Below are 15,767 nucleotides of genomic sequence, written 5' to 3' on the forward strand. Positions count from 1 at the left end.
GCCTGAAACATAGGGGCAACCCTGCGAAATGTGGACCTCCTACGGTCTGAACCGTGCCGCTCGTGCGGCGGCACCAGACACGACCACCAGGAGCTAGACATGACTGCGAACCCGACCCGCCTCGGTGCGATCCGCACCATCGAGGCCAGCGAGGCGCCCGCCGCGTTCTTCGACGTGACCGAGAAGACCGGCGCCATCTTCGGCGAGAACGTCTTCAGCCTCTCGGTGATGCAGAAGCGCCTGCCCAAGTCCGTCTTCAGGTCCGTCTACGCCACCATCCAGCGCGGCGAGAAGCTCGACCCGGCCGTGGCCGACATCGTCGCCTCCGCCATGAAGGACTGGGCGATGGAGCGGGGCGTGACGCACTACGCCCACGTGTTCTACCCCCTGACCGGCCTGACCGCCGAGAAGCACGACTCCTTCATGGAGCCGGTCGGCGACGGCACTGCTGTGTGGGAGTTCTCCGGCAAGACCCTCGTCCAGGGCGAGCCCGACGCGTCGTCGTTCCCCAACGGCGGCATCCGCGCGACCTTCGAGGCCCGGGGCTACACCGGCTGGGACGTCCAGTCCCCCGCCTACATCCTCGAGAACCCCAACGGCAACACGCTGTGCATCCCGACGATCTTCGTGTCGATGACCGGCGAGGCCCTCGACCACAAGACGCCGCTCCTGCGCTCCGAGGCCGCGATGTCGGAGCAGGCCCAGCGCGTGCTCGCGCTCTTCGGCCACGAGGACATCGACAAGGTCGTGTCCTACTGCGGCCCCGAGCAGGAGTACTTCCTGGTCGACTCCGCGTTCGTGAACTCCCGCCCCGACCTGCTCAACGCCGGTCGTTCGCTGTTCGGCGCGAAGCCGCCGAAGGGCCAGGAGTTCGACGACCACTACTTCGGTGCCATCCCGGAGCGCGTCCTCGGCTTCATGCACGACACCGAGCGTGCGCTGTTCCGCCTCGGCGTGCCGGCCAAGACCCGCCACAACGAGGTCGCGCCCGGCCAGTTCGAGATCGCTCCGGTCTTCGAGCGCGCCAACCTGGCCTCCGACCACCAGCAGCTGCTGATGTCGACGTTCCGCTCGATCGCCAAGCAGCACGGCTTCGAGTGCCTGTTCCACGAGAAGCCGTTCGCCGGCGTCAACGGCTCCGGCAAGCACGTCAACTTCTCGTTCGGCAACGGCAACCAGGGCAACTTCCTCAGCCCCGGCGACAACCCGCACGACAACGCCCAGTTCCTCGTGTTCTGCGCCGCGATCATCCGTGCGGTCCACCTGTACGGCGGCCTGCTGCGCCTCTCGATCGCGTCGGCCGGCAACGACCACCGTCTCGGGGCCAACGAGGCTCCCCCGGCCATCATCTCGATCTTCCTCGGCGACCAGCTGCAGGACGTGTTCGAGCAGATCGCCGGTGGCGGCGCGACGTCCTCGAAGCAGAAGGGCGTCCTCTCGGTGGGCGTCGACACGCTGCCTGACCTGACCAAGGACGCCGGCGACCGCAACCGCACCTCGCCGATGGCCTTCACCGGCAACCGGTTCGAGTTCCGCGCCGCTGGCTCCAACCAGACCGTCGCCGCGTCGATGGTCATCATCAACACGATCATGGCCGAGGCGCTCGACTTCCTCGCCACCGAGATCGAGACCTCCGTCAAGGGCGGCACCGAGTTCAACGCGGCCGTCCAGGCGGTCCTCGCCAAGGTCGTCGAGCAGCACGGCGCGGTCGTCTTCAACGGCAACGGCTACTCCGAGGAGTGGCACGTCGAGGCCGAGAAGCGTGGCCTGAAGAACCTGCGGACGACGGTCGACGCCCTGCCGGAGTACCAGTCCCCCGAGGCGCGCAAGCTCTTCACGACGTACGGCGTCTTCAGCGAGGCCGAGCTCGAGTCGCGCTTCGAGATCGGCCTCGAGCAGTACGTCATGACGATCAACGTCGAGGCCAACCTCACCGGTGAGATCGCCAAGACGACGATCCTCCCCGCCGCGGTGCGCTACCAGACCGAGCTCGCCACGAACGTCTCCGCCCTCAAGGCTGCCGGTGTCGACGCCGACACCGCCGACCTGCTGCGGGTCAGCGAGATGATCGCCGCCCTCCGTGCGGGCATCGGTGCACTCGACGACGCCAAGGCAACCGGGCACGACCACGAGGGTCTGGCCGAGGCGGCGTACTACCGCGACTCCGTGCTGCCGGCGATGCTGCAGATCCGCGAGGCCGCCGACGAGATCGAGACGTTCATCGCCGACGACCTGTGGCCGCTGCCGACGTACCAGGAGATGCTCTTCATCCGCTGACACCCAGTGGTTGCCGAACGGCCTTCGTCCCCGTCAGGGGGCGGGGGCCGTTCGTGTTCGCGGCGTTGTTTACACGGACGAAACATGGCGGGGCTGTGCGGACCATGGGCCATTCGATAGGTTGCCGGAGAAGCGGGTGTCGGCACCTCCGCCGTGCCGAGGCCCCTTGATCGTCACTGTCTGACCGATGGCTGGGCGCGTCTGCCCCCGCCGAGGAGGAACGAACGAATGTTCAACAACAGCGAAGAGCTGCTCAAGTACATCAAGGACGAAGGCGTCGAGATGGTCGACGTCCGCTTCTGTGACCTGCCCGGCATCATGCAGCACTTCACCGTGCCGGTCTCGTCCTTCGACCAGTCGGTGTTCGACGACGGTCTCGGCTTCGACGGTTCCTCCATCCGTGGCTTCCAGGCCATCAACGAGTCGGACATGTCGCTGTTCCCGGACCCGACCACGGCGTACATCGACCCGTTCCGCAAGGCCAAGACGCTCAACGTCAACTTCTTCATCCACGACCCGATCACGGGTGAGGCGTACTCCCGTGACCCGCGCAACATCGCGAAGAAGGCGCTGGCCTACCTCTCGAGCACCGGCATCGCCGACACCGCGTTCTTCGCGCCCGAGGCCGAGTTCTACATCTTCGACAACGTCCGTTACTCCACCGGCGTCAACGAGGGCTACTACCACATCGACTCCGTCGAGGGCTGGTGGAACTCGGGCAAGGAGGAGGAGAACAACAAGGGCTACAAGACCCGCCTCAAGGGTGGCTACTTCCCCGTCGAGCCGTACGACCACTACAGCGACCTGCGCGCCGACATGGTGAAGAACCTCGAGGCCTGCGGCCTCCAGGTCGAGCGCGCCCACCACGAGGTCGGCACCGCCGGCCAGGCGGAGATCAACTACCGCTTCGACACGCTGCTCAAGGCCGCGGACGACGTGATGAAGTTCAAGTACCTCATCAAGAACACCGCCTGGGAGCAGGGCAAGTCCGTCACGTTCATGCCGAAGCCGATCTTCGGTGACAACGGCTCGGGCATGCACGTGCACTCCTCGCTGTGGAAGGACGGCACGCCGCTGTTCTACGACGAGACCGGCTACGGCGGCCTGTCCGACCTGGCCCGCTGGTACATCGGCGGCATCCTGAAGCACGCGCCCGCGCTGCTGGCGTTCACGAACCCGACGGTGAACTCCTTCCACCGTCTGGTCCCGGGCTACGAGGCACCGATCTCGCTGGTCTACTCCTCGCGCAACCGCTCCGCCTCGATCCGGATCCCGATCACGGGCACCAACCCGAAGGCCAAGCGCGTCGAGGCCCGCTTCCCCGACCCGTCGGCGAACCCGTACCTCGCCTTCTCGGCCCTGATGCTCGCCGGCATCGACGGCATCCAGAACAAGATCGAGCCGCCAGCGCCGGTCGACAAGGACATCTACGAGCTCCCGCCGGACGAGATGGCCGAGATCGCCCAGGTCCCGACGTCGCTCAACGCGGTGCTCGAGGCCCTCGAGGACGACCACGACTTCCTCACCGTGGGCAACGTGTTCACCCCCGACCTCATCGAGACCTGGGTGGACTACAAGCGGGTCCACGAGATCGCGCCCGTGCAGCTGCGGCCGCACCCGCACGAGTTCGAGCTGTATTACGACATCTAGCAGGTCGCCCCGTGGAAATGGGGCCTACTGTCCGATTACTGTCCGGACGGCTTGCGAACGAGGCTCCGAGGGCATCACGCCTTCGGGGCCTCGTTGCCGTTTTCGGCCTTCTCCTGTGCTTCGGCGCGCGCCCGCATGACCTTCTCGCCTGCGGCCCTGATCACCTCGTCGGAGTTCGGCCAGAGGTGGCTGTAGGTGTCGAGCGTCGTCTTGGCCGACGCGTGCCTGAGCGCGGCCTGCACCTTCTTCACGTCGGCCCCGTCCTCGATGAGCATCGAGGCGAAGTAGTGGCGCAAGTCGTGGTAGCTGAAGCCCTCGGGCAGGCCCTCGACTTTCGGTCGAGCCGCTTGCAGCGCTCGCTGGATCGTCCAGGGCGACAACCGGTCACCCCACTGATTCGAGAGCAGCCACTCCCCCTTCCGCTGGTCGCTGGTTGCTCTGATGTGGGCAGCGAGCTCGAGCGCGAGTGATTGCGGAAAGGAGACCGGGGTCTTCGACGTCTCGGTCTTCAGCGGCACGGAGGGGTACTGCGCGGCCGGGGTCCACACGCCACGCATGAGGTCGAGGTCGGCGATCATCAGACCGCCCGCCTCCGCGAGCCGCGCACCCATGAAGGCGCCGATCAGCACGGCTGGCTTCATGTGATCGCCGACCGCGTCGTACAGCGCCCACATCTGCTCGGTCGTGGCGACGTAGGCCTTCTGCTTGCCAGCCGGCGGTGCCGTCTTCCTGGAGCACGGGGACCGCGGCAGCAGCCCGTCGTGAACCGCGTCGTCGAGGATCTGCGAGAGCCGGGCATGGAGGGCGTAGACGTAGGAGTCCGCAAGTCCCTCGGCCTTGAGTCGGGCACACCACGCCTTGACCTGTGATGGCCGCACCGCTCCGAGTTGCTGGGTGCCGAAGGCCGCCTTGATGCGGACGATGTGTGTCTCGGCCTGGCGCACCGTCGACTCACGGTGTGTCCGGTAGCCCTCGATCCAGATGTCGCACCACTCGGTGACTGTGGTCCGCGCGCGCCGTGGCGACACGTGCGTGCCGGTGACGAGCTTCGAAGTCTGCTCGTCCAGCCAGTCCTGGGCGTCTCGCTTCAGCTTGAAGTCCCGGGCGTACTCCTTGCCCGCGTCGTCGACGTAGCGGACCTGCCAGCGCTGAGCGGTCCGCTTCTCCCCCGACCTGGTCGTCCACCGCGCGGTGCGCTTCTTGATCGACGCCATCAGAGCTCCTCAAGACGTCGAGCCAGGTAGTGCCGCTCCGCCGGGTGAAGCCACCGCAGACGATCGCGCAAGACGTCGACGTCCACCATCAGCTCGTCGGCGCACTCTTCCATCGGCCACTGCGATGAGGCCGACCACGCAAGCGCTTCTCCGACGTCCTTGATCCAGGGCAGCATGAGACGAGCCGTCGTCCGGCGTACGACGAGCTCCTCCCGCTCGTAGAGCACACCATCGAGACTCGGGCCGCGTTCGGCGTGCAGCGTCTCGTGCAGCACGGTGCATCGTCGTTCCGCCCACGTCAGGTCCGTACGCAGACTGATCTCGCGAGGGGCATGGCGCGTGACGCCCATGCGGTCGTCCTCGTCAGGGTGATGCCAGAGCAGAGTCCAAGCGTCACCCAGCGCCCTCAGTCGACGCCACGGATGAATCGTTGCCACGACCGGGAAGGTAGGCGCAGGGGCCGACGCAACCAGTCCGGTCACGTGTCTTCCGATCGAGCCTTCTTGCCCGTCGGGCGGGCAGCCTCTTGGACGGGTTGGGCGTATGTCCGCTTCGCGGCACGTTTCTGCCCCAGGGTCGGCAAGCCGGAAACCACGCCGGCGGACGTCCGGATCAGTTCCCGAGCGGCGCGAATGGCCTCCGCTTCGGTGTCGTGGTGAGAGATCTCTTCACCGCGGCTGTTCGTGATCACCCAGTCGCGCGCCGGGTAGTGCCGCAGTTGCGCGACAGCGTGCCGGCGATCCGACTCAGTGGCGACTTTGGCGTCGACGAAGTGCATCGAACCGTCATCGCCCATGTAGAAGAGGTCGACCTCAGCCGGGTTGGCCCTCGCCTCTTCAGCCATGAGGCGATCCATGTGGTTCTCGTGGGCGCGGCGAATCAGCTCATGAGCATCCTCTTCGAGGTAGGCGCAGATGAGCTCGATGTCGTCGAGCGTGAAGGCTTTCTCGTCGCGCAGACGGATGGCCAAGTAGTTGTGCGACTTGAAGCCGGCAGCCAGCGCGAGCTCTCGTCCGGTGATCCGGCGAGCGGCCATAACCGCCCGGATCTCGGCGGAGACGGAGCGCGCGAAGGCAGTCGCTGTGCCGTCGGGGAAGGGAGGCATGGGGACAAACTACTCGAAAAGTGAGTAGATGTCTCTAGGTAGTTGCTCGCGTACCGACCCTGTGCCTACTGTACCGACATGGGTACACAGTCACTCACTCTCCGGCAGGTTGTCGCCGCTGAACTGCGAGCCGAGATGGCCCGCCAGAGGCGTACTGGTGTCGAGCTCGCAGTCGTCCTCCAGTGTAGCCAGCAGTCGGCCTCCCGCCGGCTCAACGGCGGGCAAGGCCTCGACCTCGACGACCTGCCGCTGATCGCCGAGTGGCTCGGCATCAGCGTCATGGATCTGATCGCCCCTGCCCGCGAACGAGTGGCGTCGTGACCGAGCTGCTGCGCATGAACGAGGTGTCGGAGCGCACCGGCGTGCCGCTCGAGACGCTCCGCTACTGGCGCAAGCAGGGCCGCGGCCCGAAGGCAGCGCGCATCGGACGGCGAGTGGTCTATCGGGCCGCCGACGTAGAGACCTGGATCGACCAGCAGTTCGCGGAGTCGGCATGAACACCGACGAGCGCGAGGGCTGGGACGACTGGACCCGCGAGGTCGGCTTCGGCCTGGTTCTCCTCGTGGCCAGCCCGGTGCTCGCGGCTGGTCTCGCCGCCTGGTTCGTCGCCAGGGCGCTCGGTCTCAGCACTCCCTGACTTTCACCACCCGCAAACGCCAGCGGGTCCGGCTCATCGCCTGGCAGCGACCGGACCCACCAACACACGAAGGATCCCACATGTCCCACACGCACATTCCCCGCCGCTCCGGATCGGTGGGCACGCTCCGTGACCTGGGCGCCCGGCAGGTCCTCGCGCCAGCCAAGTCGACAGTGAAGCGGCGCCAGCGAGGCTCCCTGCTGCCGAGCTACGTCAACGACGACAAGGACCGCTCGCTCCCGGGCAAGGCCCGGCGTCGGGCACGCAAGGCGGCTCGGGCATGAGCGCCGTCGACGTAACGGCGGCGCAGGACGAGCTCGGCAACCTGAAGTCGAACCTGTGGCAGGCAGTCCGTGACCTCCGCAATGCGCCCACCGCCGACAACTACGACGCAGTCGCGGGCATCGCCCGGGCGCTCGAATCGGCCTGCGAGGAGTTCCGCAAGACGAACGTGCCGAACGCCCTCGAGGTCTTCGTGACCTGCGACCACAAGATCGGCCAGCCGCTCTCCATCTGGGCGCGCTTCGCGAGCGGCGTCGAGTGCATCTACGAAGCCGCGGTGTCGGCATGAACGGCCCGGATCACTACCGCGAGTCTGAGCGGCTGATCGCCGCGGGCGAGGCTGTGGTCGAGGAGATCCGCGCTGCCAAGGGCGACGAGGCCCGACGCGACGCGCTCGGCAAGCAGGCAGGCGGGATCTGGGCTCAGGCTCAGGTGCACGCGACGCTCGCGCTCACCGCTGCAACGGTCGCACCGACCGCAACCTTCGACGGCGGGGACGGTCGCACCGAGACGTTCACGGGCGTCGAGTGGTCGGAGGCGACCTCGTGACGACCGCCGAAGTGCAGGACGTCCGCTACTGGCTGACGCCCGAGGGCTGCACGGCGGCCGGCGGCCACGTCCTGGTCGTCAGCTCCTGGGCCTGCCTGTCCTGCGGCACCTCGCTAGGGCCGATGTGCCCCGAGTGCCGCAACGGCAAGCACGCCAACTGCGACCAGATCGCCATGGACGAGAACGACGAGCTCACCGAGTGCACCTGCACCGATCCCACCCACTCCCCCGACCCGTCCACCGAGAGGACCACCCCGTGACCACCCCGACCACGCCCGAGCCGGGCGCCTTCGCCATCGAGCCATCGGCCGAGTCCCGGCTGGCCCAACTGCACGCGTCGTACGCCGACGCCAAGGCTGCCGCCGACGCAGCGGCCGAGCGGTTGAAGACCATCACCGACGGCATCAAGGCCGAGCTCACCGCTCTGGCACCCGACGGCACGACACGCGTCGACCTCGGCGGCGCCTTCGGCCCGACCCTGCGCCTGGCCTACGCCGAGCGCGTCACCTTCGACAGCCGCAAGCTGAAGGTCGACGACCCCGAGCTCTACGTGCGCTACGCGAAGTTCGGCGGCGCCTGGTCCCTGCGCGCTGTCTCGGGTGAGCAGCCGTGATGCGCGCCTACCTCGCGGCGCCGTACGCCGCCCGGGAGCAGGTCTTCAACTACGCCCGCGACCTGGTGCGGCTCGAGTTCGACGTCACCGCGTCGTGGATCGAGGAGCTGCACGACATCAACGCCGGCACGATCGGCGCGGCCAAGGACCTGCACCCCGGCGAGGTCGCCGGGCACGCGCTGACCGACCTCGACGACATCGAGCGCTGCGACGTGCTGGTGGTCTTCACCGGCAACTACATCGAGTCCTTCGGGTTCGACGCCGCGCTGCTCCACACCGGCGGCCGGCACGTCGAGACCGGCTACGCGCTGGCCAAGGGCAAGCCCGTGTTCGTGGTCGGCGAGCCCGAGAACGTCTTCCACCGCCTGCCCCAGGTCACCGTCGCGGACTCGTGGCTCGAGCTCGTCGGCGCGCTGGTCGAGCACCGGGATGCGGGGCTCGCGACGTGAGCGTCCCGACAGTGCTGGGCGCTCAGGGCAGGCGACGACGGAGCGCCCGAGTTTGCCGCCATCTCGGCAGTGAGAAGCGCCGAGAATGCGCCGGAAGCTGCGGCTTGCGTCCGTCCGGAAGTCCCGTTTCCTCGGGTTCGTTGCCCTCGATCATCTTCGAGTACCCGTCATCGCCTGTGGTCTGGACCATGTACGTGGGCCGCGGCGCCAACTGTGTCAACTTGATGCGCTCGACCCTGCGTCGATTCCGGATGCTCGGAGTGGGCCTCCATGTCACAACGACTTCGGCGTCGTTCCATGCACTGGCCTCGGAGAGCACCACGACATGCACCTGGTCTCCGGATCGCATCGCCGGCACCAAGCTGACATCGCTCCGCGCGACGCCCCATGACGCACTCCGAGCCTCGCCCTGGAGTTGCACCCAGCACCCCGCGCCGACGACTCGCACTGCCAGTGCTGCTCCGCTGCCGACGTTGGCCAACTCGAACGCCGCGAACGGCTCCTGCGTCGGGCCGCGGTCCGTTGTCCCGTGCCACTCGCTCTTCTCGTCGAAAGTGATCCAAGCAGCCTGTTGCCGATCGATCAGCCGCCATAGCCAGGAGAAGCCAACAGCGGCCGCAGTGGCTATCGCCGTCGCGATCGCCGCGACAACGCCGACGATCTGCCATTGCTCGGTCGTCCAGTCCTGCCAAAGGTCCACGGCGCGCAGCCTAGGCGGTGCGGCATGACTGCGCCGGCGATCACGGCCTCCGAGTTCATGTCGGCGGCGCCGAAGTCGGTGTCCGGCTCGTCGCCCTGGGCGTCGCGCTACGCCAGCGAGCTGCGCCGGGTCCTGCACGAGCACGCCGCCCGCGCGCCCCGCACGCTGCAGCAGCACCTCGGACCCTCGGAGATCGGCGTGGAGTGCGACCGGCAGGTGGTCGGCAAGCTCGCGGCCCTGCCCACGACCAACCACGTCTCGGACCCGTGGCCGAGCATCGTCGGGACGGCCTGCCACGCCTACGCCGAGGAGGCGTTCAAGGGCGACAACCACCGCCGCAACGTCCTGCGCTGGGTGGCCGAGACCCGCGTGACGCCGCACCCCGACCACCCTGGCACCGCTGACCTCTACGACGCCCAGGAGCAGGCGGTCGTCGACCACAAGTTCCTCGGTGAGTCGAGCATGGCCAAGATCCGCAAGGAGCCGCCGCGCAAGTACCAGGTGCAGCTGCTGCTCTACGGGCTCGGCTACTACAAGCTCGGCCTGCCCGTGCGCCGCGTCGTGGTGGCGGCCTACCCCCGCACCGCCGGGTCCCTGGACGGGATCTACGTGTGGGAGCGCGAGTTCTCCGACGCCAACGGGATCAAGCCCGACGTCGTCGAGCTTCTCGGCACCGTGTTCGACCAGACGGCCGAGCGCAAGCGACTCGCGTACCAGCTGCTCAACCAGCAGATCCGCATCGAGGACGTGCCGGTCTCGCCCGACGACGGCGAGTGCTACTTCTGCCCGTTCTACCGGCCCCAGTCGGCCCGAGATGGCGGCCCTGGCTGCCCCGGGACGGTCGCGCCCACCCTCTCCCCCGCCTGACGCGGGGTCTGTCAGCCCTGCCTGGGCTGGCCGCTTCACCGATCACCCATCAACCCAAACCAGAGATCGAGAGACCCATGACCCAGCAGCCGTTCTACCCGCAGGCCCAGCAGCCTGCGCAGCCGCAGTACGCCCAGCCCGTTCCCCAGCAGCAGTACGCCCCGGTCCAGCCGGGCTACCCGCAGCAGGCGTACCCGCCGGCACAGCCGCAGCAGTACGCCCCGCAGGTGCCCCAGCAGCCGGCCGCTCCGCTCGCTGACGGATCGCTCGACGCGTTCTACTCCCAGCCGACCATGGGCGGCGGCCCCGGGATCTCGTGGAAGGGCAAGCCCGACGGCTACACCGTCCAGGGTGTCGTCCCCCGCGACGTGACCAACGCCGACGTCTCGCAGGAGGTCGGCGCGCCGAACACCCGCGACGCTGGAGTGCCGCAGTTCTACCGCGATGGCCGGCCGAAGTTCGTCATGGCCGTGCCGCTCCAGGTCCCCGCCTCGGCGGAGTACCCCGAGGGCGAGGCCAAGCTCTACATCCGTGGTCAGCTTCGCGAGGAGCTCACCCGGGCAATGGGCGAGGCCGGCGTCTCCGGTGCCCCGACGGCTGGCGCGATCATCACGACCACGCTGGTCCAGCGCAAGCAGGGGCGCGGCACGATCCCGCAGAACATCTTCGCCGTCACCTACACCCCGCCCGGGGTTCCTGCGCCGCAGGTTCCCCAGGCCCAGCCCCAGCCCGTGCAGCAGCCGGTGCAGCAGTACGCCCCGGCGCCGCAGCAGCAGTTCGTGCAGCAGCCCGTTGCGCAGCCGCAGTACGCCCAGCACGTTCCCCAGCAGGCTCCCGCTCAGCAGCCGGTCCAGCAGTACGCGCCCCAGGCGCAGGCCCCGGTCCAGCAGTCGGTGCAGCAGCCCGTCCCGCAGGACCCGAACGCCTTCGCGGCGGCCGGTGCCCCGGGCGTGCCCGCCGGTCTCTCCGACCAGCAGGCGCAGCTGCTCGCCAAGCTGACGGGACAGCAGGGCTGATCCATGGTCCCCATCCACGGGGAGCTGACCGCCGGCGGGGAGTCCATCGTGCTCCTCGCCGGCGGGCCGGACTTCGCTGTCGCGGTCGCCGCGAAGTCGCTCCAGACACTCACTCCGCTCTTCTCCAAGAGCGACCCCCCGGGCGCGCTGACCGTGCCCGCGACCTGGCCCGCCGTCGTCCAGCTCGCCGCCTGCTTCGGTGACTTCTGGCTGCCGGGCCCGCGGCTGCAGGCGTGGATCAACGACCGCGCCGCCGAGCGGGTCGCTCCCGCCCTCACGATCTCCTACGTCCCGCCCGCCGGCCTGACGCCGTACCCCTGGCAGACCGAGGGCGCCGCGCTGATTGCCGCCACCGGCAAGGCGCTCATCACTGACGAGCCCGGGACCGGCAAGACCATGACCACGATCCTCGGTCTGGTCGAGCGCGCCCTGCACGCTCCAGGCCACAACCCGGTCTTCCCCGTGCTGGTCATCGCACCGGCCTCCGTCGTCGATCCGTGGGTCAGCGCGTGGAACGCCTGGGCTCCGATGCTCACAGCTGTCGCGTACCGCGGCCCGAAGCGCAAGGCCCTGCTGGGCACCGCCGACGTCTACGTGACGTCCTACGACACCGCCCGCATCGACGCGACCGAGATGAACGGCAAGAACATCTCGCCGCTGCGCGACCTGGCACCCAGGGCCGTGGTGATCGACGAGTGCCACATGATCAAGAACCAGCAGGCCGCGCGCTCGAAGGCGGTACGCCGCCTGACCAAGCATGCTGACGCCGTCGTCGCGCTGTCCGGCACGCCGATCACCCACCACCCGGGCGACCTGTGGCCGACGCTGGCCGCGATCGAGCACGACGCCTGGCCGGCCCGCGAGCGCTGGGTGCGCCGCTACTGCCAGGTGCTGCCCGGTGAGTACGACGACGACATCCTCGGGCTGCTCCCCGCCCACGAGGACGAGTTCCGCCTGGCGCTGCTCGGCCAGCTGCGCCGCGTCTCGAAGGCCGACGTCCTCGCCGACCTGCCGCCCAAGGTGCACAGCGTGCGAACGGTCGAGCTGCCGGCGAAGTGGCGCAAGGCGTACGACGACATGGAGACGCAGATGCTCGCCGAGCTGCCCGACACCGGCAACGGCGTGGAGGAGCTGGCCGTCATGTCGACCCTGGCGAAGATGACCCGGCTCAACCAGCTGGCCAGCGCGCCGGCCAGGGTCGACGTCACCACCGAGACCAAGCTCAACGAGCAGACCGGCGAGCTCGAGGACCGCGAGCACGTCACCGTCACGCTGCAGGCACCCAGCTGGAAGGTCGACGCTCTCCTCGAGATCCTGGCCGAGCGCCCCGGGCAGCCCGTGGTCGCCTTCGCGCCGAGCAAGCAGCTGATCAAGCTGGCCGGCGCCGCTGCGGCCGCTGAGGGCCTGAAGGTCGGCTACCTCACCGGCGACGTCACCGGGGCCGCGCGCTCGGAGGTCGTCGCGTCCTTCCAGCGCGGCGAGCTCGATCTGATCTGCGTGACTACGGGCGCCGGCGGCGTTGGCATCACGCTCACGGCGGCCAGCACCTGCGTCTTCCTCCAGCGGCCCTGGTCGTTCGTCGAGGCATCGCAGGCCGAGGACCGCCTGCACCGCATCGGCGCCGAGGGCCACGCCTCCATCGAGGTCATCGACATCGTCGCCAAGAACACCATCGACTCCCGCGTGCGCGCCGTTCTGCGCGAGCGCGGTCAGCAACTCGCCGACCTGCTGCAGGACCCGCGCATCGCCAGCGAGGTCCTCGGCGGCACATCGACCGCCACCACCGACAACGCCGCGGCCTGACCGCGCACGAGAACGGAGACACCCATGCCTGACCTGAAGCCCGGAGAGTTCCGGGCGACCTGCCGACGCTCGACTTGGGTGCCGCTCGACGTACTCACCCCGGTCGAGCGGGCCGAGATCGACCGCCTCGAGGCGCAGCGGGCGATCGACCGCTTCACGGTGAGCCTGTTTCGGTACGACTCGAAGCTGAAGTGCGAGGTCGTCGCACTGACGTGCTCGCTCGAGACGACGGACCGCGACGAGTACCTCGCGCACATGAAGCGGATCCACCCCAAAGAGACCGCAGCTCGTCTGCGTGACAGCCCTGACCTCGCGTTCTGCAAGCGGATCAAGGCCGGGTGGCCGAAGCTGCGTCTGCCCAACGAGGGCAAGCCCTTCAAGGCGACCAAGTCGGACGCCTCGATGCTGGTGACCTGCGGCTGCGGCCTCGTGATGGAGCGCGGCACCTCGAGCGCCGAGCTCTACATCCGGGAGCACCTCGAGCGCTGTGTCGCCCAGGCGGGTGCAGCGTGAAGACCCCGCCCGTCGTCGAGGGACACCGCGTCACCGTGACGCCGGTCGGCCCTCGCCACGTCACCGAGTGCTCGTGCGGGCTGCCCGTGCGGCGCTTCGCCAGCAAGCGTGCGGCGAACGACTCCGGCATCGCTCACCTCGAAGCCCTGCAGCGCGGTGAGTCGTCGTGACTGTTCAGCACCTCGCTCAGAAGCGCCACCGCCTCCGCAAGCTCCGCGGCGAGACCGCCTACATCGACGCCGCTGCTGCGCGCCTGCACCTGGCGACCCTGCTCGGGGCAGGCTGGTCCCTGCGCTCGATCGCGGGAACGTCTGGCGTCTCGGCCACCACGCTGTCGCGGCTCAACCGAGGCGGTCAGACCAACGCGTCCCCGCAGACGATCACGGCAGTGCTCAAGGTCGACCCGAAGACGATCGCGAACCTGACCAACCGCCGGGCTGCGGAGCCCTTCGTCTCCCGGACGGGCACCACGCGCCGCCTGCAGGCGCTCCTCTTCCTTGGCTGGGGCCACCAGCAGATGCGCGAGCACTGCGGACTCAACACGGCCGCTCTGCTGCACCAGCAAGGCCGATGGGTCACCCGCTCGACTCACGACGCGGTCGCCACGATGTACCGAGAGCTGTCGTCACGCCGGGGGCCCTCGACCAAGGCGAACGCCTTCGCGGTGAGGCTCGGTTACCGCGGACCGGCCGACTGGTCCGACATCGACCGTGACGTCGAGCCCGACACCCTCGAGGAGATCGTCGGCGACGTCGACGAGGTCGCAGTCGAGCGCGTCCTGGCAGGCGACACCCACCTCAGCCTGACCCCCGCAGAGAAGCGCCTGGTCGTCGCCCGATGGCACGAGACCGGTCGACCCCTGGCTGACCTCGAGCGCGCGGGCTGGAACACCAGCCGATACCGGGCGGAGGCGTCATGAGGACCCGGCACTTCATCGGCATCGACCCCGGCCCGATCCCCGGCATCGTCATGCTGACGCCCCGCGGCTTCGAGACCCGCTACGACGTTGACGTCATCCAGTGCTCTGCCCACACCGCGCCGCTCGTGCTCGAGGCGCTGCTGAGCGACAACCGGGCCGACCTCGGCACTGCGCCCGTCGTCGTGGCGCTGGAGCGCTTCGTCATCGGCAAGACGTCCATGAAGTCCGGCGGCCCGGGTGCGGTCACCCGCGACCTGGTCGGCCAGCTGGAGAACGTCGCGCGCCGGCACGAGGGCGTCTCGATCGCCAAGCGCTCGGCGGCCGACGTGAAGGCCTGGGCCACCGACATCCGCCTGGCTCACGCCGGTCTCCTCGAGCCGACCAAGGGCATGCGCCACGCCAAGGACGCCGCTCGCCACGCGCTGTACGCCGCCGTGAAAGACGGCGGGCTCCCCGACCCCCTCTCCCGAAAGGCACACCGATGACCACGCCCAGCCCCGCAGAGTTCCTCGCCGCGTCGTACCCCGACGACGAGCACGAGGAGCCGATCACCCTCGACGACCTGGTGCACGACCTCGAGCGGCGCGTTACGGCACTGGAGTCCAGCACGCCCACCTGCGATGACCCGGTCTGCTCACCGGAGCAGTCGAACGAGATCGAGGCCACCGGCCTCCGCACCCGCGAGGACTGGCTCGACGAGCACCTGGCTGACCTCGAGGAGAAGCACCGCGTCGTGCTTGAGCTCGTCGGGGAGATCGGCGGCATCGTCAAGAAGTCCACCAGCAAGGTCTCGCTCGAGGTCAAGGCCGCGATCGATGCCTGGGCGGACCCCCAGACCCCCTCCCCGGCGCCGGGTGACGACGCACCCGAGCCTGCTGTTGACGAGGCCGCGGCGGTTGAGATCCAGCCGCAGGACGTCCAGCAGCGCGCCGGGGAGGGCTCGCAGACGATGGGCGGGTTCGACGGACAGCCGACCCACGACGCCGACGTGGAGGCGTGGCGCGCCTACGCCGGGGGCCAGGGCTGGTCTGACGTCGATCACTACAACCGCTCGCAGATCCGCACTCTGCTGGGCATCGAGCAGCCGGCGGGTGCGTGATGGCTACCAGTGAAATCCAGATCCACGTCTGCGATCGCTGCGGAGCTGAGCGGCAGCAACCTGTTCGTCAAGAA

At 68.7% G+C, this 15,767-nt stretch carries 23 protein-coding genes; 19 read left to right on the forward strand and 4 right to left on the reverse strand.

Going from position 1 to position 15,767, the window contains the following annotated elements:
* Positions 1-99 precede the first annotated feature (99 nt).
* Together ASE01_RS20910 and glnA are read left to right on the forward strand one after the other, a co-directional pair.
* Positions 100-2,277: a glutamine synthetase III gene (locus ASE01_RS20910; RefSeq protein WP_056757234.1), complete on the forward strand. Its 2,178-nt coding sequence runs from the start codon at positions 100-102 to the stop codon at positions 2,275-2,277.
* Between the two features lie 228 nt (positions 2,278-2,505).
* A complete protein-coding gene (glnA, locus tag ASE01_RS20915) occupies positions 2,506-3,927 on the forward strand; it encodes a type I glutamate--ammonia ligase (protein ID WP_056757238.1) in 1,422 nt (473 codons plus the stop codon).
* Positions 3,928-4,001: 74 nt separating this feature from the next.
* Here glnA and ASE01_RS20920 read toward each other — a convergent pair whose 3' ends face one another.
* From ASE01_RS20920 to ASE01_RS20930, 3 genes are all read right to left on the reverse strand, one after another.
* A complete protein-coding gene (locus tag ASE01_RS20920) occupies positions 4,002-5,141 on the reverse strand; it encodes a tyrosine-type recombinase/integrase (RefSeq protein WP_056757240.1) in 1,140 nt (379 codons plus the stop codon).
* Entirely contained in the window at positions 5,141-5,491 is a 351-nt protein-coding gene (locus tag ASE01_RS20925; RefSeq protein ID WP_056757243.1) for a hypothetical protein, read from the reverse strand. The genes ASE01_RS20920 and ASE01_RS20925 overlap by 1 nt, the downstream gene beginning before the upstream one ends.
* 128 nt (positions 5,492-5,619) lie before the next feature.
* Positions 5,620-6,246, reverse strand: a complete 627-nt coding sequence (locus tag ASE01_RS20930) for a helix-turn-helix domain-containing protein (RefSeq protein ID WP_056757247.1) — start codon at positions 6,244-6,246, stop codon at positions 5,620-5,622.
* 78 nt (positions 6,247-6,324) lie between these two features.
* Between ASE01_RS20930 and ASE01_RS20935 the strand changes: the two genes are divergently transcribed.
* The 9 genes from ASE01_RS20935 to ASE01_RS20970 all read left to right on the forward strand — a co-directional run bounded on the left by ASE01_RS20935 (position 6,325) and on the right by ASE01_RS20970 (position 8,776).
* Positions 6,325-6,567 carry an XRE family transcriptional regulator gene (locus ASE01_RS20935; RefSeq protein ID WP_157537657.1) on the forward strand — a complete coding sequence of 81 codons (243 nt, stop codon included), beginning with the start codon at positions 6,325-6,327 and terminating at the stop codon, positions 6,565-6,567.
* A complete protein-coding gene (locus ASE01_RS20940; protein WP_056757252.1) occupies positions 6,564-6,743 on the forward strand; it encodes a helix-turn-helix transcriptional regulator in 180 nt (59 codons plus the stop codon). Before ASE01_RS20935 ends, ASE01_RS20940 begins: the two co-directional genes overlap by 4 nt.
* Entirely contained in the window at positions 6,740-6,883 is a 144-nt protein-coding gene (locus ASE01_RS24595; protein WP_157537658.1) for a hypothetical protein, read from the forward strand. Before ASE01_RS20940 ends, ASE01_RS24595 begins: the two co-directional genes overlap by 4 nt.
* An 80-nt stretch (positions 6,884-6,963) precedes the next feature.
* On the forward strand, positions 6,964-7,167 hold the full coding sequence (locus ASE01_RS20945) for a hypothetical protein (RefSeq protein ID WP_056757254.1): 204 nt from the start codon (positions 6,964-6,966) through the stop codon (positions 7,165-7,167).
* A complete protein-coding gene (locus tag ASE01_RS20950; protein ID WP_056757257.1) occupies positions 7,164-7,454 on the forward strand; it encodes a hypothetical protein in 291 nt (96 codons plus the stop codon). Before ASE01_RS20945 ends, ASE01_RS20950 begins: the two co-directional genes overlap by 4 nt.
* Entirely contained in the window at positions 7,451-7,714 is a 264-nt protein-coding gene (locus ASE01_RS20955; protein WP_056757260.1) for a hypothetical protein, read from the forward strand. Before ASE01_RS20950 ends, ASE01_RS20955 begins: the two co-directional genes overlap by 4 nt.
* Positions 7,711-7,974, forward strand: coding sequence for a hypothetical protein (locus ASE01_RS20960; RefSeq protein ID WP_157537659.1), 264 nt, complete (start codon positions 7,711-7,713; stop codon positions 7,972-7,974). Before ASE01_RS20955 ends, ASE01_RS20960 begins: the two co-directional genes overlap by 4 nt.
* Positions 7,971-8,327, forward strand: a complete 357-nt coding sequence (locus ASE01_RS20965; protein ID WP_056757266.1) for a hypothetical protein — start codon at positions 7,971-7,973, stop codon at positions 8,325-8,327. The genes ASE01_RS20960 and ASE01_RS20965 overlap by 4 nt, the downstream gene beginning before the upstream one ends.
* Positions 8,327-8,776, forward strand: a complete 450-nt coding sequence (locus tag ASE01_RS20970) for a hypothetical protein (RefSeq protein WP_056757269.1) — start codon at positions 8,327-8,329, stop codon at positions 8,774-8,776. The genes ASE01_RS20965 and ASE01_RS20970 overlap by 1 nt, the downstream gene beginning before the upstream one ends.
* 22 nt (positions 8,777-8,798) lie before the next feature.
* On the opposite strand, the gene ASE01_RS20975 is transcribed toward ASE01_RS20970, so the two are convergent.
* A complete protein-coding gene (locus ASE01_RS20975; protein ID WP_056757272.1) occupies positions 8,799-9,476 on the reverse strand; it encodes a hypothetical protein in 678 nt (225 codons plus the stop codon).
* A gap of 24 nt (positions 9,477-9,500) precedes the next feature.
* Here ASE01_RS20975 and ASE01_RS20980 point away from each other — a divergent pair, with 24 nt between their 5' ends.
* From ASE01_RS20980 to ASE01_RS21010, 8 genes are all read left to right on the forward strand, one after another.
* A complete protein-coding gene (locus ASE01_RS20980) occupies positions 9,501-10,343 on the forward strand; it encodes a hypothetical protein (RefSeq protein ID WP_056757275.1) in 843 nt (280 codons plus the stop codon).
* A gap of 77 nt (positions 10,344-10,420) precedes the next feature.
* Positions 10,421-11,359 (forward strand): hypothetical protein, encoded by a 939-nt coding sequence (locus tag ASE01_RS20985; RefSeq protein ID WP_056757278.1) that lies wholly within the window; start codon positions 10,421-10,423, stop codon positions 11,357-11,359.
* Positions 11,360-11,362: 3 nt separating this feature from the next.
* On the forward strand, positions 11,363-13,162 hold the full coding sequence (locus tag ASE01_RS20990; RefSeq protein WP_056757281.1) for a DEAD/DEAH box helicase: 1,800 nt from the start codon (positions 11,363-11,365) through the stop codon (positions 13,160-13,162).
* A 24-nt stretch (positions 13,163-13,186) separates the two neighbouring features.
* Positions 13,187-13,675, forward strand: a complete 489-nt coding sequence (locus tag ASE01_RS20995) for a hypothetical protein (RefSeq protein ID WP_056757284.1) — start codon at positions 13,187-13,189, stop codon at positions 13,673-13,675.
* Positions 13,672-13,845, forward strand: coding sequence for a hypothetical protein (locus ASE01_RS24600; RefSeq protein WP_157537660.1), 174 nt, complete (start codon positions 13,672-13,674; stop codon positions 13,843-13,845). Before ASE01_RS20995 ends, ASE01_RS24600 begins: the two co-directional genes overlap by 4 nt.
* The gene (locus ASE01_RS21000; protein WP_056757287.1) at positions 13,842-14,594 is read left to right on the forward strand and encodes a hypothetical protein; all 753 of its coding nucleotides are present in this window, start codon (positions 13,842-13,844) and stop codon (positions 14,592-14,594) included. Before ASE01_RS24600 ends, ASE01_RS21000 begins: the two co-directional genes overlap by 4 nt.
* Entirely contained in the window at positions 14,591-15,079 is a 489-nt protein-coding gene (locus tag ASE01_RS21005) for a hypothetical protein (protein ID WP_056757289.1), read from the forward strand. The genes ASE01_RS21000 and ASE01_RS21005 overlap by 4 nt, the downstream gene beginning before the upstream one ends.
* Positions 15,076-15,693 carry a hypothetical protein gene (locus tag ASE01_RS21010; protein WP_056757292.1) on the forward strand — a complete coding sequence of 206 codons (618 nt, stop codon included), beginning with the start codon at positions 15,076-15,078 and terminating at the stop codon, positions 15,691-15,693. Before ASE01_RS21005 ends, ASE01_RS21010 begins: the two co-directional genes overlap by 4 nt.
* Positions 15,694-15,767: the final 74 nt, after the last annotated feature.

Origin of the sequence: Nocardioides sp. Root190 (genome assembly GCF_001428565.1) — a bacterium.
Lineage (GTDB): Bacteria > Actinomycetota > Actinomycetes > Propionibacteriales > Nocardioidaceae > Nocardioides.